At 68.6% G+C, this 23578-nt stretch carries 13 protein-coding genes; 4 read left to right on the forward strand and 9 right to left on the reverse strand.

All coding sequences use genetic code 11. The features are described from left to right. Positions 1-251: 251 nt before the first annotated feature. Entirely contained in the window at positions 252-962 is a 711-nt protein-coding gene (locus DT074_RS07110) for a cyclic nucleotide-binding domain-containing protein (protein ID WP_162914692.1), read from the forward strand. Here the strand turns inward: DT074_RS07110 and DT074_RS07115 are convergent. Beyond that, complete coding sequence (locus DT074_RS07115; protein ID WP_368744509.1) at positions 911-2146, reverse strand: BaiN/RdsA family NAD(P)/FAD-dependent oxidoreductase; 1236 nt, start codon at positions 2144-2146, stop codon at positions 911-913. The genes DT074_RS07110 and DT074_RS07115 overlap by 52 nt on opposite strands. A 17-nt stretch (positions 2147-2163) precedes the next feature. After that, positions 2164-2958 (reverse strand): alpha/beta fold hydrolase, encoded by a 795-nt coding sequence (locus tag DT074_RS07120; protein ID WP_119419139.1) that lies wholly within the window; start codon positions 2956-2958, stop codon positions 2164-2166. Positions 2959-3050: 92 nt separating this feature from the next. Between DT074_RS07120 and DT074_RS07125 the strand changes: the two genes are divergently transcribed. From DT074_RS07125 to DT074_RS07135, 3 genes are all read left to right on the forward strand, one after another. Further along, complete coding sequence (locus DT074_RS07125; protein ID WP_162914693.1) at positions 3051-4430, forward strand: adenylate/guanylate cyclase domain-containing protein; 1380 nt, start codon at positions 3051-3053, stop codon at positions 4428-4430. 312 nt (positions 4431-4742) lie between these two features. Beyond that, entirely contained in the window at positions 4743-9224 is a 4482-nt protein-coding gene (locus DT074_RS07130) for a hypothetical protein (protein WP_368744510.1), read from the forward strand. Between the two features lie 14 nt (positions 9225-9238). After that, complete coding sequence (locus DT074_RS07135) at positions 9239-13957, forward strand: hypothetical protein (RefSeq protein ID WP_119419141.1); 4719 nt, start codon at positions 9239-9241, stop codon at positions 13955-13957. Between the two features lie 2 nt (positions 13958-13959). On the opposite strand, the gene DT074_RS07140 is transcribed toward DT074_RS07135, so the two are convergent. From DT074_RS07140 to DT074_RS07170, 7 genes are all read right to left on the reverse strand, one after another. Next, on the reverse strand, positions 13960-15276 hold the full coding sequence (locus DT074_RS07140) for an HlyD family type I secretion periplasmic adaptor subunit (protein ID WP_119419142.1): 1317 nt from the start codon (positions 15274-15276) through the stop codon (positions 13960-13962). Further along, positions 15276-17021: a type I secretion system permease/ATPase gene (locus tag DT074_RS07145; protein WP_119419143.1), complete on the reverse strand. Its 1746-nt coding sequence runs from the start codon at positions 17019-17021 to the stop codon at positions 15276-15278. The genes DT074_RS07140 and DT074_RS07145 overlap by 1 nt, the downstream gene beginning before the upstream one ends. Before the next feature lie 61 nt (positions 17022-17082). Then, positions 17083-19983: a beta strand repeat-containing protein gene (locus tag DT074_RS07150; RefSeq protein WP_119419144.1), complete on the reverse strand. Its 2901-nt coding sequence runs from the start codon at positions 19981-19983 to the stop codon at positions 17083-17085. A 359-nt stretch (positions 19984-20342) separates the two neighbouring features. Further along, on the reverse strand, positions 20343-21062 hold the full coding sequence (locus DT074_RS07155) for a helix-turn-helix domain-containing protein (RefSeq protein ID WP_162914694.1): 720 nt from the start codon (positions 21060-21062) through the stop codon (positions 20343-20345). Between the two features lie 87 nt (positions 21063-21149). Then, a complete protein-coding gene (locus tag DT074_RS07160; RefSeq protein ID WP_162914695.1) occupies positions 21150-21521 on the reverse strand; it encodes a response regulator transcription factor in 372 nt (123 codons plus the stop codon). Positions 21522-21626: 105 nt separating this feature from the next. After that, positions 21627-22238, reverse strand: a complete 612-nt coding sequence (gene fixJ, locus DT074_RS07165) for a response regulator FixJ (RefSeq protein ID WP_119419147.1) — start codon at positions 22236-22238, stop codon at positions 21627-21629. Continuing rightward, positions 22228-23544 (reverse strand): sensor histidine kinase, encoded by a 1317-nt coding sequence (locus DT074_RS07170; RefSeq protein WP_119419148.1) that lies wholly within the window; start codon positions 23542-23544, stop codon positions 22228-22230. The genes fixJ and DT074_RS07170 overlap by 11 nt, the downstream gene beginning before the upstream one ends. Between the last annotated feature and the right edge of the window lie 34 nt (positions 23545-23578).

Raw genomic sequence — 23578 nt, forward strand, 5'->3', positions numbered from 1 at the left:
CCTGTCCTCGCGGCTCTGCCGGCGGATCTGTGGCCGGCGATCACGCAAGGATTTCAAGGAAGCGAGCGCCGCCCTCGTTGACTCAGGTCAAGTTCCCGGCGGTCGCGCGAGTAAAATGCGACGGGATTGTCGAATTCCATTTCCTATTCTGACATTTGACCTGTCCACAATTGATATTTGTCAATTTTATCCGACGCGCATTCATCGGCTATGAAGGGTGCCATGCCGGGCTTCGGCATCGGGGAGGGGCGGTGCGGTCAGAAGATCTCGAACAGCTGCGTCACGCGAAACTGTTCGCGGGCCTGATGACGGAGGACATCACCCGCATCACGCGGGGCGCCTTCGTCCAGACCCTGCCGAAGGGGGCCGAGCTTTTTCACCGGGGCGATGCGCCGGATTTCCTGCATGTGATCCTAACCGGCCGCGTGGCCCTGACCGGCAATCTCACCGGTTCCACGGAGGTCGTGGTCGATTTCTTCAGCGCCGGCGACACCATCATCGCGCCGGCGGTGATGCTGGAAGCGCCCTACCTGATGTCGGCCCGCATCGTCACCGATGCGCGGATCCTGATGCTGCCGGCCGAGAGCTTCCGCAATCAGCTGGCCGGCGATGTGAAGCTGGCGCATGCCACGGCAATGATGCTGGCACGCTATTGGCGGCGCCTCGTGCGCCAGATCATGGAGCTGAAGCTGCGCTCGGCGCCGGAACGGCTCGCCGCCTATCTGCTGGCCCTGACGCGAAGATCCGAAGGCGCGGCGACCGTGACCCTGGTCGAAGAGCGCCGGCTGATCGCCGGCCGGCTCGGCATCACGCCCGAGAGCCTGTCGCGCGCCTTCGCCACGCTGAAAAGCCAGGGCGTGACGGGACGGGGCAACGAGGTCCGCATCGCCGATGTCGCGCAGCTGCGCGGCTACAGCCGCGCCGACGAGTTCATCGACGAGCGCGAGGACGGCCTCGCCTGACGGCCGAGCCATGCCGCCGCGCCGAGGCCCGCGGCGCGGCCGCCGGCGAAGCAGGCGGTGAGCAGGTAGCCGCCGGTCGGCGCCTCCCAGTCCAGCATCTCGCCAGCGCAAAACACGCCGGGAAGCGCGCGGAGCATCAGCCGCTCGTCGAGTGCCTCGAAGGCGACGCCGCCGGCGGTGCTGATCGCCTCGGCGAGCGGGCGCGGGCGCAGCAGGCGGAGCGGCAGCGACTTGATCGCTTTGGCGATGCGCGCCGGCGACGCCAAGTCCTCGGGCTTCGCCAGCTCGCGCAACAGGCCCGCTTTGGCGCCGGTGAGGCCGATGGTCTTGCGCAGATGGTTGGCGAGGGAGGCGTTGCCGCGCGGGCGCGACAGAGCCTCGGCGAGACGCGCCGGCTCGCGCTCCGGCACGAGGTCGAGCGCAACGGTCACGCTGCCCTCCGCCTCGATGGCGTCGCGTAATCCGGCCGAAAGAGCATAGACGAGGCTGCCCTCGACACCGGCCGCGGTGACCACGAACTCGCCCTGCCGGCCGTCGATGGCGACGCGCTTGACCGGCTGGCCGGCGAAGCGAGTGCGGAAATGCTCGCTCCAATCGGTATCGAAGCCGCAATTGGCCGGCCGCAGCGGCGCGATGGCGATGCCGAGCGATTGCAGCACCGGCAGCCAGGCGGCGTCGGCGCCGAGCTTGGGCCAGCTGCCGCCGCCGAGCGCGAGCACCACCACATCGGCGCGCGCCTCTTTATCTCCCTCCGGCGTCGCGAAGCTGAGCCGAATGCCGTGATCGGCCTGCTCCAGCCCTTGCCAGCGATGCCGCATGTGAAAGCGAACGCCTGCGCCGCGCAGCCGGTGCAGCCAGGCACGCAGCAACGGCGCCGCTTTCATCTCCGCTGGGAACACCCGCCCCGACGTGCCGACGAAGGTCTTGATGCCGAGACGGTGAACCCAGGCGCGCAGTTCGTCGGGGCCGAAGCCCGCCAGCAACGGCGCGATCCGCGGCGCGCGCGCGCCATAGCGGGCGAGGAACTTCTCCGGCGGATCGGTATGCGTGATGTTGAGGCCTCCGCGGCCGGCCATCAGGAACTTGCGGCCGGCCGAGGGCATGGCGTCATAGAGATCGACGCTGATCCCGTGCTCCGCCAGCATCTCCGCGGCCATCAGGCCGGCGGGGCCGCCGCCGATCACCGCCGCCGAAGGCGCGCTCAGCGGCCGGCCTCGATGAAGCCGACAACGCGGTCGAGCATGGCGACGTCCTGCGCGATCAGGCGATGGCCGAGCCCGTCGGCCAGCGCGAGCTTCGCGCCCGGCCACAGGCCGCGCAGCGCCTCGGCATCCTCGACCGGGCATTGCTCGTCGTCCACCGCGTGCAGGAACAAGGCGGCGGCCGTCATCTTCGCCGCGGCGGCCTGCAGATCGAAGGGCGGCGCCGCCGCGTCCGGCCGCTGCGCATAGAGTTCGGCCGCGCGCGCGATCACCTCCTCCGGCACGCCGGCGCGGCGGGCGCGGTTCCAGCGGTTTCCCGGCTTCGGCACCGGGCTCGCGATGAAGGCCGCCCGCCGGATGTCGAGCCCCCCCGCCATTGCCTGCATGGCGACGGCGCAGCCGAAGGAATGGCCGACCACCGCGTCGATCGGCCCGAGCGCCGCCGCCACGGCGCGCACGCCAGCGACCGCCGATCCCGCCGACGGATCTTCCGCCCGCGAGAAGCCGTGGCCCGGCAGGTCGAGCGCGACGACCGGCCGGCCAACCTCGCCGAACTTGTCGATCAGCGGGCCCCAGAGGCAGTTGTCGTCATCCCAGCCGTGGATCAGCAGCACGGCAGGCCCCTTGCCCAGGCGCCAGGCGCGCACCGGGCCGGACGGCGTGTCCACGTCATGCTCCGAGGCGGCGCGCAACGGCTCTGCAAGGCGCGGGCGGACCCGGCGCTTCGGGATGGTCAGCGCGTCGATCAGCTCTTCCGCCTCGGCGTCGAGCTCGCTCTGCTCCGGACTGCTCATGTTTCCTGACCCTTTTTTGTCGCTGCCGGCCGATGCATGAGGCGCGGGCGCATCGCTATCATGCCGCGGAATTCAACATGGTGCGCGCTCCGATGAGGCAGGCAGGTCACGGCGGATTTCTCGACAGGTGGCGTTTTTACCGGCCGACAGGGGACCGGCAGCGCCAGGCCGTCATTGCCGAGGAGCAGGCCGGCCGCGCGGTGGCGTTCCGGGCGCGCGGCTTCGCCGTCGCCGCCGTCATGCTGTGCCTGCCGCTGCTGACCGTGCCGCCGCGCCTATGGTACTACCTCGCCGCCGCGGCCCTGTTCTTCCTGCTCGGCCTGGTGCCGCATCTGCTGCGCCGGCATCGATATGCCGCGGCGATCCAGGCGGTGTTCGTCGTGCTGGATGCGGCGCTCATCACCACCGTCATCATCATGCCGCCACCCGGTGGCCTCGATATCGGCTGGCCGGTACAGACGCGGCTGCGCTCCTCGGAGTTCCTCTATCTCATCGTGCTGCTGGTCGGCGCCGCCCTCTCCTATTCGCCCTGGCAGGTGATCTGGACCGGCATCAGCATCATCGCGACCTGGAGCGCCGGCGTGGCCGCGGTCTACTGGCGCGCCGACACGCTGCACTATGACGGCGGGCTGGAGAGCATGCCGGTGGACGCCGCGATGAAAGTGTTCCTCGACCCCCATTTCGTCAGCGGCGGCACCCTGCTGAACCAGGTGATCCTGACCGCGATCGCGACCGGCGTGCTGGCCGCCGCCGTGCATCGCTCGCGCCTGATGCTGCTGCGCCATACGCGGGCCGAGATCGCCCGCTCCGCCCTCGCCCGCTACGTCTCGGCCGATCTTGCCGATGCCATCCTGCGGTCGGAGCGGCGCTTCGACACGCCGGCGACCCGCGAGGTGGCGGTGCTGTTCGCCGATATCGTCGGCTTCACCGGCCTGTCGGAGCGCACGCCGCCGGAACGCATCGTGGCTCTGCTGAAGAGCTTTCACGAGCGCTGCTGCCGCGTGGTGTTCCGCCATGGCGGATCGCTCGACAAATATATCGGCGACGGCTTTCTCGCCACCTTCGGCGCCATCGGCGACATGCCGGATGCCGCGGCACGCGCGCTGCGCTGTGCCGTCGAGCTGCAGCAGGAGATCGACCGCTGGAACGGCAAGCGCGCCGCCCGCGGCGCCGCCGGCATACCGCTGTCGATCGGTCTCCATTTCGGGCCGGCGGTGGTCGGCAATACCGGCACCGAGGAGCGGCTGGAATTCACCGTCATCGGCGACACGGTCAACATCGCCAGCCGTCTGGAAGGATTTACGCGGGAAGCGCGTTGCCGCATCGCGGCGTCCGAGGCCTGCCTTGCCGCGGCCCACGCCGCCGGCGGCACATTGCCCGCCTTTCGCCATTTCGGACCGGTCGCCGTGCGCGGCCGGGGGGAACCGGTCGATGTCCATATCTGGCCGGCGGCCCCGATCGGCGCACCATAAGCGGAACGTGCCCCACAAATGTCACTCTAATATTACAGTCGATACATGGACTCTCCCTTCAAGAGAGAATGTAATCGCAGCTGGGCCGTGGGGACGGTACAGGTAATTACAATCCGGCATCTACCCCATATAGGGTATTCCCGATCTCGACCATCAGGCAGCATCGCAAGATTGGCGCCAGGATTTTATTATTTTCGCCGAAGCGACGAAGATGTTTTTCGACTCCGAAGTAATTTCGCCATGAAATTGTAGCGGAAATCTTGGCCGCCTCCCCCGGCCCTCTTGCTTGGCGACATGCCAAGGGGGAATGCCATGGCCACCAAGGGGAAGAAGGGCGGCGAGTCGGCCGCGGGGAAATCCGGCAAGACCGCATCGCGGAACGCCAAGACGGCGGCGAAAGCCCCGGCCGCGCGTGCGGCGGCGGCCAAAGCGGCGACGGCGAAGCCGGCGGCGGCGACAACCCGCACGGCCGCGGCAACCGTGGTCGCCGCCACCGATCGGGTCAGCGCCGTCGCTGCGGTCGGCGGCGTCACCGCCGGGCCGCTCGACCGAGGCACGATCGTCACTGGCCCGATCGTCACTGGCCCGACCGTCACCGGGCCCATCGTCGCGGGCCCGATTACCGACGGCCCGATCATCGCCATCCCGGTGCTGGACTTCACCGGCAACCTGTTCGAGGCCGGGCGGCCGGGCACAGCCGTGGTGCGGCCGGACGATCTGCTGGCGCTCCGGGTGGAGCGGCGCAACCTGAACATCGTGCCGGGCACGCCGCCGCGCCTGGTCAAGGCCGGCAGCGGCAGCGCCTTCCTGATCCTGCATTTCCCGCCGCAGGCGATCACCGAGGAGACCTTCTTCGAGGCGGCGCCGCCGGCGGTGAGCAACCCGCCGCCGCAGCGCCCCGACGAGCCGGCCAAGCCCGATCCGCCGGGCGGCACCGAGGACCCGCGGGTGCCGCCGATCCGCGCCCGCATCGCCGGCGAATCGCGCGTCGCCTTCCAGGTGCCGGACGGGTTCGACATTCCCTACACCTTGGAAGGCGTGCTGGAGGCCTGCCGCACGTTGGCGCTCAGCGTCGCGGCCAATGCACGTCTACCAGGGCCGACCATCTCGGTCGTGCAGGTCAGCGATCTGTTCAATGTCAGCGCGGTGAAGGCGCTGAAGCCGCAGCAACGCGCGGCGCTTTCGAGCTTCGCCGCGCGCAGCGTGCAGATCGGCGCGATCCAGGGCGACAGCGCGACCCTGCGCATGCGGCAGTTCACGGCGGGGCCGGCGACCAGGGCATTCGCCGTTCAGGTGGGGCGCATTCCGGATCTGAGCATAAGGCCGAATCCGCCGCGGCCGGCCTTGCCCGCTTCGACCGCGACATCGATCGAGTTCCCCTGGCGGCTGATCCTGTCGCCGCATGCCGACGAGCGCTGGCATCATGCATCAGCGCCCGCCACCTCGCCGGCGACGGGACGGACCGAGCTCTGGCATTCCCGGCTGGTCGCGCCGAACAGCAAGGGTGAGGTGATCGAGCCGCCCTATCCCGACCCGCAGCGCACGGTGCGGGCAATCTGGGCGCTGACCGGCGAGAGCTCGACCAGGAACATGCAGAGCGCCTGGCCGGACCCGTCGGCGGATCTGCCGCCGCCGAGCACCAGCCCGTTCCGCATGCCGATGGACGATTTCGACCGCTTCCAGATCGCCCATCTGTCCTCGAACTTCTCGGTCTCGGGCTATTCGCCGAATGCGGTCAACACCGACCTGATGATGCTGTCCTCGCTCGGCGCCTGGCTCGATTCGCGCGGCGTCTGGGACCCGCCGGGCCTGTCGGTCGAGGAATGGGTGCACCGCGCCAGCATGGCGCGCGACCACTACGTGCGTATCGTCTATCGCGGCTTCCTGTACCCGTTCGGCCACCGCGTCTCGTTGGTCAAGGTGAGCGAGCGCAAGTTCCACAACGGCAAGGCGACGACCGAGCAGAAGCCCGGCAACCCCGCCTATCTGCGCCAGCGCCTGTTCATAATCGTGCGCGAGCGCGAGCGGATGTTCGACGACCCGCGCTACCAGAACATTCGCGACATGGCGGGCAACGTCTTCTACATCCGCCAGTTCCCGTTCTCGAGCGTGCGCATCCTCACCCAGGTGACGCCCAACCTGGACCAGCCGAATGTCGGGCCGTCCAAGATTGACAATTTCGGCCAGCTGATGTTCTGGCCGCATGTCGGCGGCCAGCCGTTCAAGTTCCAGTGCGTCGCCACCGATCTCGACGGGCACCGCATCGCCTTCGACCTGCCCATGATCTTCATGGACAACACGCTGGCCTGCCCGCGCAGCTTCAATCCCACGACCAAGAAGCTGGAGCCGCAATTCGCCGCCGCCGAGACCAACGCGATCGCGGCTCGCAACGCATTCGACGCCGGCGGCGGCAAGAACATCGCCGGCATCAAGCAGCAGCGCGTCGCCCTGGCGACCAGCCTGAAGCCCGGCGACACCTCGGTGCAGGTGGAGAACATCATCTTCGGCGGCGAGGCGGAGCAGAACAATACATTCCTGCGGAACATCAGCGACGACCTGTCGCGGCCGGTCTTCTTCCCCAAGATTCGCGAGACACGCGCCCGCATCGGCGCGCTGGCGCATCTGACCGGCAGCGCGAAATCGAACAAGCTGCTCTGGAACGCGCATTACCTGAAGCACGGCTTCGACACGAACAAGGGCCAGGTCTTCGTCGACGTGGCGAACGAATCGGGCATGGCGACGCTCGACTTCTCCGCCCAGGGCGACCGCTCCGGCGGCTATGTGCAGCCGAATATGAAGCCGAACGCGCTGTCGCGCTTCGCCGGCCCGGTCATGGGCGATGTCGGCCAGTTCATCGCCGGCACGGTGCCGGATGGCGGCGGCTTCCCCACCTCGATCAGCGATTTGCCGCTGCCGCTGCTGTTCGGCTGCATCCCGCTCGGCGAGCTGATCAAGGCGGTCGTCGACCTGGTGGACGCACCGGACAAGATCCCGAAATTCGGCAGCGAGGCGGCGAACCAGGTCGAGAGCTTCATCAATGGCCTGGCGCGGCTCTACGGCTTCGTCATCGATCTCGCCGCCAAGCCCGGCAGCATCGCCGATGCCGCCATGGCGGCGTTCAAGGCGACGCTGACCGATCTGCTGCAGCAGGGGCAGGCCTATGCGGCGGCGCAGATGGCGCCGGTGCAAGCGGCGGCGAACCAGCTGACCGCAGCGCTGAACGACGTCATCGCCAAGGTGCAGCCGCTGATCGACGCGGCGATCGACGGCGCGCCGGCGTTGCCCGCGCTCGGCCAGCTGCCGGCCTCGATCACCCAGGCGCGCGCCCGCGTGGCGGACCTGAAGAACGCTGCCAACGCCAATGTCGGCGGCGCGACACTGCCTTCGGGCCTGCGCCAATCGATCCTGAGCTTCGCGCAAGGCCTGGATGGCTTCCTGGCCGACCTGCAGGCCTTCCCGACCCTGGTCACGCAAGGCAAGGCGCTGTTCGACGCGCTGGACGCCATCGTCGGCCAGCCGGACCAGATCGGCACCCTGTTCTCCGATCCCGGCGCCTTGCAGACGCGTGTCGAGGCCGTCGCCAACGCCATCGGCCCGCTGAAGACGACGGTCGGCGGGATCAAGCTGCTCGACGGCGCGCCGCGCAAGGCGATCGTCGAGGCGATGAGCGCGGTGGAGCAGGTGCTGGGCGGCGTCGCCGACCTGCTGCAGCTGGTCGAGATGCTGACCGGCGAGGAGCTGACCATCCGCTTCGACTGGAATCCGCAGATCGACAATTGGTGGCTGCCCGGCGTCAGCCACTCGGAAGACCCGATCTTCCGCGCCAACGACAAGCGCGGCTTCCTGGTCGCGGTCGAGGCCAAGGTGAAGAAGACCGGCGGCTCGACGCCGAAGATCAACGTCACCTGCGGGCTGAAGCATTTCGACCTGATCCTGATCGCGCCGGCGAGCTTCATGGAGCTGAACTTCGAGAAGATCGAATTCACCGTCGACAGCGCGGCGAAGATGGATGTCGACGTGCTGCTGAGCGACATCAAGTTCGTCGGCCCGCTTTCCTTCGTCGAGACCTTGCGCGACCTGATCCCGCTCGACGGGTTCAGCGACCCGCCCTTCCTCGACATCTCGCCGCAGGGCATCGATGCCGGCTTCAACATTGCGCTGCCGGGCATCACCGTCGGCGTGATGAGCCTGACCAATCTCAGCCTCGGCGCCGGCTTCACCATTCCCTTCATCGGCCAGCCGCTCAGCGTCCGCTTCAACTTCTGCACCCGCGAGCAGCCGTTCTGCCTCACCGTCTACATGTTCGGCGGCGGCGGCTTCTTCGGCGTCACCATCGATCCGCACGGCGTGCAGATCCTGGAAGCCTCGTTCGAGTTCGGCGCCTCGATCTCGATCGACCTGGGCGTGGCATCCGGCGGCGTCTATGTGATGGCCGGCCTCTATTTCCGTATGGAGCAGGATGCCGCCTCGCTGACCGGCTATTTCCGGCTGGGCGGCCATGTCGACGTGCTCGGCATCATCACCGCCTCGCTCGAGCTCTATCTGGAGCTGCGCTTCGAGTTCGAGAGCGGCAAGTGCGTCGGCAAGGCGAGCCTGACCATCGAGATTTCGGTCTTCATCTTCTCCGGCAGCGTCACCGTCACCTGCGAGCGCAAGTTCGCCGGCGCCAACGGCGATCCGAGCCTGCGGCAGATGCTGGGCTTCCAGCCGGAGCTGCCGCTGGATGACGAGCTGGCATTGATCGACGCGAACACCGACTACGCGTGGCGCGAACACTGCGAGGCATTCGCCTAAGGGGGGCGCAGACCATGGCCAAGCAGACAATCCTCTGGACGGTGCTGCCGCACGGACGGGTCGAGGAAGGCCCGATGAAGGGCCGGCGCCGGGTCAGCGTGGTGGTGTCGCCGCGGCTGACGCCGCAGGCCGCCGACGAGCAGGTGCTGAAGGCCTTTCCGGAATTCCTCGACTGGCCGGCGACGCTCGCCGCGGCGAAGTTCCGCCTGGTGCTGGGTCCCGTCACTGTCGGCCTGATTCCACTCAACGGCGGCGATTCCACATTGTGGGGCAAGCTGTTCGATGCCGACACGCCGGTCGCCGGCTTCCAGTTCAAGGATATGAGCAAGGTCAACCTGCGCAGCTTCCAGGTGCGCAACGTGCTCGGCTTCCTGCGTCGGCATTACGGCCGGCTGGCGGTGCAATCGACCGCGAACCACCCGACCTTGCTGCCCTGGCGCAACGCACATCCCGACCTGAAGGGCATGCTGGGCGCGCTGGGCACGCGCACGCAGAAGTTCAATTTCGGCGACCGCAGCGTGGAGGTGGCGCTGCCCGGCTTCTCGCGCTTCTTCAACGACGATGCGCGGGACTCGATCGAAGGCCGGCTCAAGCGCCAGGTCTTCGCCGCCGAGGGACTTTATCGCGTGCCGGTTCCCGCGATCGATGCGCCGGAAGCGGGCTCGCCGCCCCAGGCCGGCGATGCCGTGCTGCGCGTATTGCCGGCGGATTGGCACGACCCGGCGGGCGGCGGGCCCGATGCCGGCCTGATGAGCCAGTTCGCCGGCGCCGACGAATACGCCTTCTACCAGGCCGACCGGTTCTACCGCCGCGAGCCGCCGAGCGACGCGCAGCGCAAGATGCGGCGCCCATCGTATCAGGACATCCCGGCGCCGCCGAAAGTGCCGGACTACGACTTCCACCGCACCGTCGCATCCTATGCGGACTATCCGCTGCTGCTGCGCGCGCTCGGCCTGATCGTCGATTGCGCGCTGGAGGATGACGGACCGATCGACGCCAAGGTCGCGGCCGGCGGCGGCACCGGCAAAGGCCTGATCTCGCTGCAGATCGGCTGGGCCAGCAACCACAACCCGGCCGACGACACCACGCCGCGCACCGCCTGGACCGCCGACAAGGAGCGATTCTTCACCCGCCCGCGCCGCAACGAGTTCGACCGTGGCCTGCTGCGGCTGGAACAATCCGACGACGGCTGGGGCGTGAAGGGCAAGGACAAGCCCGGCCTGTTCGACATCTATCAGGTCGATCCGGACGGCGCCTCGCTGAAGACCGTCGGCTTCACCTTGTCGGCGCAGAACCTGGTCGCCAAGAGCCTGAGCCTGCGCCAGATCGACGGCGAGGTGACCTATACGACCGGCGACAAGCAGCCGGTGGCCGCCTTGCGCTCCGGCGGGCTCGGCGTGTCGAAGCACGGCCGGGCGACCCAGGTGGCGCAGGATGCCGCCGCCGCCGCGCTGAAGAACCACGTGGTGGATCAGGGCAATGGCGGCAACGTCGTGTTCTTCGCCGAGGACGTGCTGCGCGGCTATCGCATCGACGTCGCGCCGGTGCCGGACCCCGCCGCGCCCGGCAAGTGGCTGACGCTCTGCGCCCGGGCCGGCAATTACCGCCTGATCGAGGCGAACGAGATCCTGAGCCTGCCGCCGGACGAGGGCTATGTCTCCGGCGCCTCGACCTCCAGCACGGCGAGCGCCAATGTCGACCCCGACGACCACTACCTGCACGAATCGCTGTTCCGCTGGACCGGCTGGAGCCTGTGCACGCCGAGGCCCGGCCTGGTGCTGCGCGCGAAGCCGGTCGACGACACCCAGCTGCAAGCCGAGGAACCGACCCAGGTGAAGGACGAGGCGGCGAACGGCAATGGCCTCGCCGTCGAGTTCAAGGCGCTGAAGGGAACCTTGCCGCGGCTGCGCTTCGGCCAGCTCTATCGGTTCCGGGCGCGCGTGGTCGATCTCGCCGGCAACAGCCTGTCGAAGGACGACCCAACCTTGGGCGATCTGGAGCAGGCGAGCGATGCGGTCGGCTATTGGCGATTCGAGCCGGTCGACCCGCCGGCCATGGTGCAGCGCGGACGGCTGAGCGAGGGCGAATCGCTCGAGCGCCTGGTGATCCGCAGCAATTACGACGCCGACACCGCGAACTATCCGGCGACGGCGGATTTCGCCGCCGCCATCGCCCTGCCGGCTTCGCAGGATTTCGAATATCCGCCGGAGAACGAACGCCACCTGGTGCCGCCGAAATCCTCGCAGCAGCAATGCGAGGGCCACGGCATGTTCGATCCCTTCTTCGCCGATCCGCTGACCATCAAGGACGGCTATGCCATCGCGGCGCGCGAGGCGGGGACGCTTTACGATCCGACGCCGGGCGCGCAGGTCGAGCTGGTGACGCCGGCCTCCCTCACCGAGGTCGCGACCACGGCGGCGGTGCCGCCGGCCCTGCCGGCGCCGGACAACCCGGTCGGCGACCGGCTGCGCGGCGGGCAATACGTCATCCACCGCGAGGAGCTGATCGAGACGCCCTATCTGCCGGATGCCGCCGCCGGTGGCATCGCGCTACGCGCCGCGCCGGGCCATGCCATCCCCGGTGTCGCCGGCGAGATGGTGCTGGGGCCGAGCTGCGTGATCCGCTTCGCGCCGAACCAGGAACTGGTGCTGCTGGTCTCGCACCGGAACGACTGGCCGAAATCGCAAGGCTTCCGCCTGATCCTGGCCGAGCGCCAGGCGGCGCTGGTTGATCTGCCCTGCGCCGAGACCTTCACTGACGCCGGCGCACCGGTCTGGGACGAGGACGCACGCACACTGACGCTGTTCGTCGCCAAGGGGCGCATCGTGCGCCTGGTCTATTCGAGCTTCGCCCATCCGGCGCTGATCAAGACCTTCGGCGTGCCGCACTGGACCCAGAACGATGCCGAGCGCGAATTCGTCATGGGCATGGCGGTGATGGGCGCGAGCTGGATGCTGACGCCGTTCCGCCACCTCACCCTGGTGCATACGACGCAGCAGCCTATCTGCCTGCCGGAACTGCTGTTCCTGTCGGCGCCGCGCGAGATCGGGGCACATCACACCGACCTGTTCTGCCGCATCGTGCGCCTGCACGGGCCATCGACCGGCAAGTTCGAGATCGAGGCCGACTGGCACGAGTGGACCGACGACCTGGACAAGGACGCGCCCGAGCGCATCCCGCATAAGGGCCAGCTCGGCGAGATCCAGCTCGCCGAGAACCATGTCAACGAGTTCAACCTGGGCGCTGCCGTCGAGGCCTCGCGCATCGCCGACGACGACAATCCGCAGGGCTTCAACCAGGAGCGCCAGCGCGCCCGCGGCGACCGGCACGATTTCGGCGATACCCGCTTCCGCCTGGTGCATTACCGCGTGCGGGCGACGACGCGGTTCCGCGAGTACCTGTCGCGCGCCCTCTATGCGCAACGGGACCTGGTCACCCGGCTCGGCCCCGTCGCGCTCGGCGAGCGGGTGAAATTCGGCGCCGAGGACGATCCCGGCGCGCCGGTGCTGACCGATCCGACCGGCGGCGAGGAACAGACCCTGGTGCGGGCGACCGCGCCGCCGGACGATCCGCGCGTGCTCTACATCGTGCCGACCTTCCGCTGGCAGCGGAGCGACAGCGCCGATACGCGCCAGGTCACACGCTTCGGCAACGGCCTGCGCGTCTGGCTCGATCGGCCGTGGTTCAGCTCCGGGGATGGCGAGCTGCTCGGCGTCGTCCTGTTCGGCGACGGCGCGCGCTTTACCGACGTGCCGCCACATATGCAGGCGCTGGTCACGCAATGGGGCCTGGACCCGCTGTGGGACACCGCGCTGCCGAAATCGAAGACCAGCATCGCCGATTTCGCGGCGCGCGTGCGGGCCGAGGCGGTTCCGCTGCAGGAGCGGCCGAACGATCCCTTGGTCCAGGTGGTCGGGCATCGCGTGCACTGGGATGCTGGCCGCAAGCTCTGGTATTGCGATATCGAGCTCGATCCGGGCACCACGTACATGCCGTTCGTGAGGCTGGCCCTGGTGCGCTATCAGCCGAACGCGCTGCCGAACGCCAAGGTCTCCAAGGTGGTGCTGGCGGAGTTCGCCCAGGTGCTGCCGCGCCGGCGCGCCGTGCTGAAGCGCCAGGGCGCCGCGACCGGCATCACCCTGCACGGCGCCGTGCCGCATTTCGGGCCGATGAAGTTCCCGGTCGATTCCGAATATCAGGACATCTCCTTCATCCAGGGCGCGCACGAGACCGGGCGCAACCGGGTCGAGCTGGTGCTGCAGACCCGCGACCCGGCAATCGACAGCGACCTCGCCTGGAGCGACACGGCGACGCTCGGCAATGCCATCGTCGGCGAGGGCGACAGCGGCACCAATCCCGGCGGCATCTTCGCCGAACCGTTCGTTGCCGCCGCGGCGACCCGCGTGGTGCAGCCCCGCGCCGGCAGCGCCGTCCGGCTTGCTTCGGAAGTGGAGCTGCAGGCGGCGGTCGGCATCCGCGACCGCGTCGCCGGCGGCCCCGTCGTCGCCGGACCGATCGTCACCGGGCCGATCGTCACGCTCGACCCGCCGATCTGGACCGCGACGGTGACGGTGCCGGGCACCGGCGGCAAGCCGGGCCGCCTGGTGCTGCGCGAATTCGAACGCTACTACACCGATCGCACGGTGCCGGAGAACCGCGCAGGCGCCGTTCGCCGCCGCCGCGTCATCGAGGAGCGGCTGGTCTATGCGGCGATCTTCGACCTGCCGGTCTAGATTCAGTTCTCGCGCAGCGCGCGGTTCATCGAGTCGCTGATCGGGCGGAACAGATAGGCGAACAGGGTCTGCGATCCGGTGCGGACCATGGCCTCCACGGGCATGCCGGGATAGAGGTCCTGCCCCGCGGGCAGCGCCGCGCGCTCTACCACGACGATGCGCAGCAGATAAAACGACGCGCCGGTGCGCGGATCGCTCACCCGGTCGGGTGACACCTTGAGCACGCGTCCTTCGACGGGGCGGGTGCTGCGCTGGTTGAACGCGGTGAAGTGCAGCTCGACTGGCAGGCCCGGCTGCACCAGGTCGATATCGCCGGTCGACATCTGCGCCTCGACGATCAGCTGCTCCTCCGCCGGCACGATCTCCATGATCGCCTCGCGCGGCGGTACGACGCCGCCGACCGTATGCACCTTCAGCCCCTGGATGCGGCCGGAGACCGGTGCGCGGATCTCGGTGCGCCGGAGCACGTCCTCGGCGGCATAGATCTTCTCCCGCGTGTCGAGAATGCGCGCCTCCTCGTCGCGCAATTTCTGTGTCGCCTCCGACAAGAGCTGCGCCTTCAGGTCCAGGGCGCGCATCTCGTTCTCGCCGATCAGCTGCCGGCCGCGGGCGATGCGGGCGACGTTCTGCGCCCGCCGGCCTTCGATATCGGCCGCCGTGCGTTGCAGCGCCAGCAGGCGCGGCCGCCGCTCCAGGCCCTTGGCCATCAAGGTCTCCACGTCCTCGGTCTCCTCGCGGATCAGCCTGATCTGGCGGTCCTGCGCCCTGATCTCGTCGGCGAGACCGCGCAACTCCTCGTGCACCTGGGCCGTGCGCTGGCCGAGAATGCGGATCTGCCCGTCGATCTGCTCGCGGCGCGCCTCGAAGATGCGCTGCTCCGCATGCATCAGGTCGGCCACCGCCGGATCGCCCGCCGCTCGCGTCAGCTCGACGGGAAAGGCGATCGCCGCCGCCCCGTCGCGCTCGGCCCGCAGGCGGGCCTGCAGGGCGAGCGCGGCGTTGAGCTGGCCGCGCAGCCGGTCGACGGCCGACTGCACGATGGTCTGGTCGAGCGCCACCAGAAGCTGGCCGCTCTGCACCTCGTCGCCCTCCCGCACCAGCAGGCGGCCGACGACGCCCCCTTCCAGGTGCTGGACGGCCTTGCGGTTGGTATCGACCACCACGGTGCCGGGGGCGATGGCCGCGCTTTCGAGTGGCGCCAGCGCCGACCAGGCGCACATGCCGCCGAAGAAAGCCGCCGCTGTCGCCGAAGCCAGCAGCAGGGGCCGTGCCACACCGACCGCGCGCCGCATCTCCATCCGATTCGATTCGTCGGACATCACTCACCTCCTGCCGCGGCACGGGCGCCGGCGGCAACCATCCGATTGGCCGGCACGCGCAGCACGCGGCCGCGTTCGTCCGCCGCGGCCAGCACGGCGTCGCGCGGACCGAAGGCCTCGACACGGCCGTCACGCAGCTTGAGCACGAGATCGACCAGGGCGAGCACCGAGAGCCGCTGCGCCACCAGCACGACGGTGACCGCGCGCTCCTTGAGGGCGCGCATCGCCGCTTGCAGCGCCTGCTCGCCTTCGGCGTCGAGATGCGCGTTCGGTTCGTCGAGCACCACCAGGCGCGGATCGCCGAACAGCGCCCGCGCCAAGCCGATGCGCTGGCGCTGGCCGCCGGAGAGCGCGACCCCGCCGGGCCCGACGATGGTGGCGTAGCCCTGAGGCAGGCGAAGGATCATCTCATGCGCGCCGGCGAGCTGGGCTGCCTGCACCACCTCCTCGTCCGAGGCGTCGGTAAAGCGGGCGATATTGTCGCGCACGCTGGCGTTGAACAGCTCCACGTCCTGCGGCAGGTAGCCGATATGGCGCTGCTTGTCGGCTTCGGCCCACTCCGCCACCGCGCCACCGTCGAGGCGCACCTGCCCCGCCAGCGGCACCAGGCTGCCGACCAGCAGTCGCAGCAAGGTGGTCTTGCCGGCGCCGGAGGGGCCGAGGATGGCGAGGGCCTGCCCGGGCTCCAGCGCAAAGGAAGCCTGGCGGACGATCGGCGCCGTGCCGGGGCCCGCGCCGAAACTCGCGCGCTCGACCGTCAGCCTGCCGGCCGGACGCGGCAGCCGCATGCGCTCCGGGCCGTTGCCGGCGGCATTCAGCAGCTGGCAGACCCGCGACCAGGCCGCCTGCCCGGTGACGATCGAGCGCCAGGCGACGATCGATTGCTCCAGCGGGGCGACGGCGCGGGCGACGATGATCGAGGCCGCCACCATGGCGCCCGGGCTGAGCTCGGCCCGGACGGCGAGATAGGCGCCGAGACCCAGCGTCGCCACCTGCAGGCCGAGCCGCACGGCCTTGGCCACCGCGCCGAGCAGCGCCGACCGGTGGCCGGCGCAGAGGAGGTGCGCCAGCGCCCCGTCGCTTGCCGCCGACCAGCGGCGGAGGAAGCTCGGCAGCAGGCCCATGGCCAGCATGGCATCGGCATTGCGGATCGCCGCATCGGCCTCGCCGAGGGCGCCGGCGCTCTTCTGGCCGGCCGCCTTCAATTGCCGCCGGCTCGCCAGCTCGTTGGCGCCGGCGACGGCGAGCAGCAGAAGACCGCCGGCAACGGCGCACCAGCCGAGCCAGGGATGGATCAGGAAGACGACGCCGTAGAACAGCAGGCTCCACGGCGCGTCGAGCACGGGCCAGAGCGCACCGCCGGCGAGCATGCCGCGGACATTGGCAAGATCGCGCAAGGCCGGCACGCCGCGGCCGCCGCCCGATGCTTGCGCGATCCCGGCCGTCGCGGCGACGACCGGCGCCGCCAGGCGGCGCTCCAGCCAGGCGCCGAGGCGAATGCCCACCACGGAGCGCACGCCTTCCAGCACGCCATAGACGGCGAGCGCCGCCGCCGCCATCAGCGTCAGATAGAGCAGCGTGTCGAGATGGCGCGCCGCGATGACCCGGTCATAGACCTGCAGCATGTAGAGCGGGCCGGTCAGCATCAGCAGGTTGATTCCTGCGCTGACCGCGAAGGCCGAGAGCAGCACGGCGCGCGCCGTGCGCCGCGCGCCGCCGAGCAGCCGATCGGAAGACGATGGCATTTCCGGTTCTCCCCCTGGCCTGCGGCCGGCACCGGCTCGCCGGTGCCGGCCGCGGCGTTCGCTAGATCAGGAAGCTGTCGGCCTGCAGCGAGGCGAGGGAGTGGTCGGCGATCGTCATCTTGGTGCCGTCGTCGAAATCGATGACGATGTCGCTGCCGATCTCCTTCGCCAGAGCCAGCAGGGCGGCATAGTCGCCGATATCCTTGCCGCGCAGGTCGATCAGGTCCTCGCCGACGGTGAAGCCCTGGATCTCGATGTCATCGCCTTCGCCGCCATCGATGATGTCGATGCCGAGCCCGCCGAGCAGCACATCGTGGCCGGCACCGCCGATCAGGATATCGTTGCCGTCGCTGCCGATCAGCACGTCGTCGCCATCGCCGCCATTGAGGGTAAGGCCGATCGCGCCGACCGCGACCCCGGAGGCTTCGATCACATCGTCGCCGTCGCCGGCGTTGATGACGAGGCGGTCGTTGGCCGCCTCGGCGCCGGTGATGTTCAGCTGCGCGGCGAGACCCAGCACGCTGACCCCGCCCGCATCGCCGACCACCAGGATCACGTCGTCGGCATTCGTCGCGTTCGCGGTCACCGTATCCGGCTGCGCGTCCCCGAGGCCGTTCGACGCCGCCAGGTTGACGTTGACCTCGGTAACATCGGTGCCGGTGAGGTCGTTCATGACGATGTTGTCGGCGCCGCCGAGGGCATCGAAGTCGATGCTCTCGACGTCGTTCAGGTCCATGGTGACAGTGGCGACGTTGCGGAAGAAGATTGCCCGACCGCCATTGGCCGAGATGGTGATGTTCTCCGCCACGTTGGCGCCGTTGAAGTCCATCGTGTCGAAGCCGTCCTGGCCTTCGAGCGTGTCGTTGTCGTCGCCGGGGTTCCAGGTGAAGCGGTCGTCGCCGGCGCCCATCAGGGCAAGGTCGTTGCCGTCGCCGCCGGTGAACAGGTCGCCGCCCTCGCCGCCGATGAGAACGTCGTCACCGAGGCCGCCGTTCATGGTGAGCTGGATGCCGTCGGCCTCCAGGCTGGTCGCGTCGATCACGTCGTCGCCGCCGAGCCCGTTGAGGGTCAGCCGGTCGTTCGCCACTTCGGCGAAGAAGGCATTCACCGTGGCCTGCAGCCCGAAGACAGTGATGCCGCCGGCATCGCCGGCAACGCCGAACACGTCGTCGCCGTTGGTACCGTTGGCCGTGATGGTGTCGGCCGCGCCGTCGCCGCCGCCATTGGGCCCGCGGAGATCGATGCCGATCTGGGTGACGTCGGTGCCGGAGAGATCGCCGATGACGATGTTGTCGGCACCGCCAAGGGCCCGGAACTCGATGTTCTCGACGTCATTCAGGTCCATGGTGACGTTGGCGACGTCGCGGAGGAACAGCGCGCGCCCGCCATTGGCCACGAGGTTGATGGCCTCGCTGGCATTGCTGCCGAAGAACAGCATGGTGTCGGTGCCGGCCTGGCCTTCGATGACATCGCTGCCGTCGCCCGGGTCCCACTGGAACACGTCGTTGCCGGATCCCAGCAGGGCCACGTCGTTGCCGTTATCGCCGAACACGAAGTCGTTGCCGCTGCCGCCGAGGATCACATCGGCGCCCTGGCTGCCGAGGATGGTGTCGTTGCCGGCGCCGCCGTCGAGCGTCAGCTTGATGACGCCTGCCGGCATGGTGGTCGCGGTGATCCCGTCGTCGCCATCGAGCCCGTTGATCACCAGAGAGTCGTTCGCCCCTTCGCTGTTGGTGACGTTGATCTGCGCCGCCAGTCCGACAACCGAGACAGAGGTGCCGGCGCCGAACACGTCGATGATGTCGTTGCCATTGGTTGCATTGGCGATCACCACATCGGCCGCCGCATCGCCCGTATTGCCGCCGATCGTCCCCGCCAGGTTGACATTCACCTGCGTGACGTCGGTGCCGGACAGGTCGTTGACGATGATGGTGTCGGTATTGCCGAGCGCGTTGAGATCGATCTTCTCGACATCGTCCAGGTCCATGACGATGTTGCCGAGATTGCGGGTGAACGACACCCGCCCGCCATTTGCCGAGGCCTGGAAGATTTCCGCGCCGGCGCTGCCGTTGAACAGCATGGTGTCGGTGCCGCCCTGGCCCTCGACCACGTCGCTGCCGTCGCCCGGGTCCCATTGGAAGGTGTCGTTGCCGGCGCCGAGCAGGGCCACGTCGTTGCCCTGCTGGCCGTCGATGAAGTCGTTGCCCTCGCCGCCGATCAGCAGGTCGACGCCGTTGCTGCCGAGGATGGTGTCGTTGCCGGCGCCGCCATCGACGGTGATCTTGATCAGCGCCGCGAGATTGCCGGTGGCGCTGAAGCTGTCGTCGCCGCCGCCCATATTGACGACGATGTTCTCCATCGTGCCGATGTCGAGGGCGAAGGGCGCCGGATTCAGCCGATCGAAGCGCACGCGCGTGCCGTTGGCGGTGATGGTGAACTGCTCGGCGCCGCCGCCGCCATTCACCTCCACCGTGTCGATGCCCGCGCCGCCTTCCATCAGGTCGGTATCGTCGCCGGGGTTCCAGATGAAGCGGTCGTTGCCGCTTTCGCCGAACATCTGATCGCTACCGTCGCCGCCGATCAGCACGTCGTCATCGGCGCCGCCGAACAGGAAATCATTGCCGCCCTTGCCTTCGAGGCGGTCGTTACCGGACTGGCCGAACAGAAAGTCGTTTCCCGAGCCGCCGATTGCGGTGTCGTTGCCGGTGCCGCCGAATATCTGCACAGCGGGCAGAGCGCCGTTCGATTCGTCGACCACCAGATTGTCGTCGCCGCCCTGGCCGAAAATGTTGATCTTGGCGGTGTTGGCGACCGTCGGCGTGCCGCCCGCGACGACGACCGCGCCACCATTGACCAGGATCTGGCCCGCGGCGTTGCGGCTGATCGTGGTTGTATTGTCCAGGGCATCGCCCAGCACGGAAAGCTGTCCGCTGGTGGGAATGAAGAATGCCGCTATAGCCATGACGCAGTTCTCCTGTTGGCGCGCGCCGAGGCACGGCGCCGCCGCCGATGCCTGCCGCTGGTTGCTGGGATCGATGCTCTAGAGGGAAGGTCGTCGCCGACCGGCGTGGCGGAGAGATCGGCATCGGCGATGAGCCCGGCTCATCGCGCGGCACGTTCGCCTTGATATGTCGGTATCGTCGCCCATCGTCCCACCCTTCGCCGAACGTGATCGGCGTGACGATGCTTCTAGGCTGCGGCGGACGGCGCCGCTGTGAGTTGGTTCACATCGGGCCGAACAGCATCACACCGGCCGCTTGCGAGACGGCCGGTGCATCTGGACGAAATGCATCGGTGGCGGGCGGCGGCGGACGCCGGCGCTCAGGCGGCGAGAGGCACGGCGCCTTCGGAGAGCCCGGCCAGACGGTCGAGGTCGACCAGCTGGACATCGTGCGCACCGACCAGCTTGATCCAACCGCGCGCCCGGAACTTGGTGAAGGTGCGGCTGACGGTCTCGATGGTCAGGCCGAGATAGTCGCCGATATCCGCGCGCGTCATGGGCAGCGGCAGCAGCCGGCCATTCTCGCTGCGGCCGGCGAAGCCGATCAGGAAGGCGGCCAGGCGCTCCTCGGCCGACAGGCGCGCCAGCAGCATGCCGCGCGCCCGCGCCTTGGCGAAGCCGGCGCCGATCGCCCGGCGCAGCAGGTTGCAGGCGCCGAGGTCGCGCTCCGCCACCGCTTCCAGCTGCAGGCGCGGATGGCGCTTCAGCACCGTCGGCGTGATGGCTTCCGCGGTGCCGTCGTATTCGTCGGTCGCCGTGAAGCCGAAGAAATCCCCCGGATAGAGAAAGTCGACGACGTGGCGACGGCCGTCGGACAAGGTCTTCGACACCCGGACGCAGCCGGATTCGATGCGGAAGCAGGCCTCGGCCTCGTCACCGTCGTGGCAGATCGTCTCGCCGCGCGCGGCATGGATCGTGGTTGCGATCCGGTCCAGCGCCGTGTCCTTGGCGACGGCGCGGCGAGCCTCCAGCATCGACGGCTGGAAGGCCATCGGGATGACGGAGCGGACCGCCGGAATGTGCTGCTGCAAGGTCGCCATCTGCATCTCCCTGGGTAAGCCGATGGCCAGTGATAGCAGCGGCGGATAGCGCGAAATATTCGGGCTTGTACGTATAAGTAGTTGCCCTTACCGCACCTGCTGTGCCAGCGCCTGCTCGATCGAGCCGATCAGCACGACATCGCCGAACGGCTTCTCCAGCAAGGCAACGGCGCCATTGTCGAGCGCCTGCGCCCTGGCCGCCTTGTCGCCGCGGCCGGTGATCATGATGACCGGAAGATCCGGCCAGCGCGCCCGGACGGCGTCCAGCACCTGCAGGCCGTCCATGCCGGGCATGTTGATGTCGAGAATCAGGCAGGCCCCCCGTCGGCCGTCGAAACGGGAGAGGAAATCCGGCCCGGCCGCGAAGATCTGCACGTCATAGCCGTGCGCTTCCAGCAGGATCTGCGCCGAATCGCGAACCGCCTCGTCGTCATCGACTATGTAGATGCTGGCGCTCAAGCTGTTCCGCCGTCCGGCAAAGGGCGCACGCTGGCCCCGCGCCGGACTTACGCGGACTCGTAACGATTTGGTATCCGTAAGAACCCGTATCGGCTCAGGCTTGGATCAGGCGAGCCCGACCGCGAGAGCCGCCCGCACCAAGTCGGACAGGCTGCGCGCCGCCATCTTCTCCAGCACCCGGGCGCGATGGATCTCCACCGTGCGCGGGCTGATGCCGAGCTCGAGCGCAATCACCTTGTTCTGCTTGCCCTGCGCCAGGCAGACCAGCACCTCGCGCTCGCGGGCGGTCAGGTCGTCGACGCGCTGCCGCATCTCGGCCGTCTCGGCATCGCGGCTCTGCGCTTCGCGGCTCAGCCGGATCGCCCGGTCGATCGCGGCGAGCAATGTCTCCTCCTCGAACGGCTTTTCAATGAAGTCCACGGCGCCGGCCTTCATGGCGGTCACCGCGACCGGGACGTCGGCATGGCCGGTGATGAACATCAGCGGCAGCTGCAGCTCGCGCGCTTTCAGCGCCGATTGCAGCTGCAGGCCGTCGAGGCCCGGCATGCGGATATCGCTGACGACGCAGCCGACCGGCGCGAGCCGGACCAAGGCGAGAAAGGCGTCGCCGGAGGCAAAACTCTCGACCCGGAAGGCGCGCGATTCGAGCAGCGCGTGCAGCGAATCGCGTACCGCGTCGTCGTCATCGACGATGTAGACGACCGCATCAGGCGGCATCGTCGTCCTCCTTCTCCCCCTCCTCGTCCATCAGCGGCACGGTAAAGAAAAACGTGGCGCCCGGACCCGGCTCGCCGCCCGCCTCGAGCACGCCGCCATGCGCCTCGATGATCGAGCGACAGATTGAAAGCCCGAGCCCCATGCCGGTCGCCTTGGTGGTCGCGAAGGGCTGAAACAGCTTCTCCCGTATGCCGTCAGACAGGCCAAGGCCGGTATCGCGCACGATGACACGCGCCCAGCCGGGTGTGCCCAAGGCGGTGCTGACCGTCAGCTCGCGATGCGTCACCTCCTCCATCGCCTCCATCGCGTTGCGGACCAGGTTCAGCACCACCTGCTGGATCTGAACCCGATCGATCAGCGCAGGAGGAAGGTCCGGCGCCGGGTCCAGGTTGAACTTGATCTGCCGCTGCTTGGCGCCCACCAAAGCGAGCGCGCTCGCCTCCTCCACCGTCTGATTCAGATCCTCGGGCTTGCGCTGGGCGCCGGTACCGCCGATGAAGCCGCGCAGCCGCCGGATGATCTGGCCGGCGCGCTCGATCTGTTCGGTCGCCTTGCCCATGTGCTGGACGATCTTGTCGCGATCCTCAGGCCGGCCCGTACCCAGCAGATGCCGGCTCGCGTTCACGTAATTGCTCACGGCGGCGAGCGGCTGGTTCAGCTCATGCGCCAGGGTCGAGGCCATCTGGCCCATGGTGCTGAGGCGCGAGACATGCAGCAGCTCCTGCTGCATCTCGTGCAGGCGGCGCTCGGCTTCCTGCCGCTCCGTCAGGTCGCGCACGAAGCCGGTGAACAGCCGCCTCTGGCCTCCCGCGACCTCGCCGACGGACAACTCCATCGGGAAGGTCGATCCGTCCTTGCGCTGCCCGACCACGACCCGGCCGATGCCGATGATGCGTCGCTCGCCGGTCGTCCGGTAGCGCTCCAGATACCGGTCGTGGTTATCGCGATAGGGCGAGGGCATCAGCATCTTGACGTTCTTGCCGATGACCTCGGCCTCGGAATAGCCGAACAACCGTTTCGCCGCGGGGCTGAACGATTCCATCAGCCCCTGTTCGTCGATGACGATGATCGCATCGGGGTCGGTTTCCAGCACGACGCGGAGCCGCGCCGCGGTTTCGGCCAGCAGCGCCTCCGATTGCCGATGCCGCTCGACGTTCTGGCGCAGCGCCTCCAGCGCCTCGGCAAGCAGGCCCAGTTTGTCAGCGCGGCCAAGGCCGGGCACTTGCACGTCCAACCGATCTTTTGCCAGCGCGCGGATGGTCTCGACGAAGCTGTCGAGCAGCGCCTCCGTCTCGTCCAATGACATGCCGAAATCAAATCCCCTGAGAGGACGGAAAATA

Origin of the sequence: Desertibaculum subflavum (genome assembly GCA_003576705.1) — a bacterium.
GTDB lineage: Bacteria > Pseudomonadota > Alphaproteobacteria > Ferrovibrionales > Ferrovibrionaceae > Desertibaculum > Desertibaculum subflavum.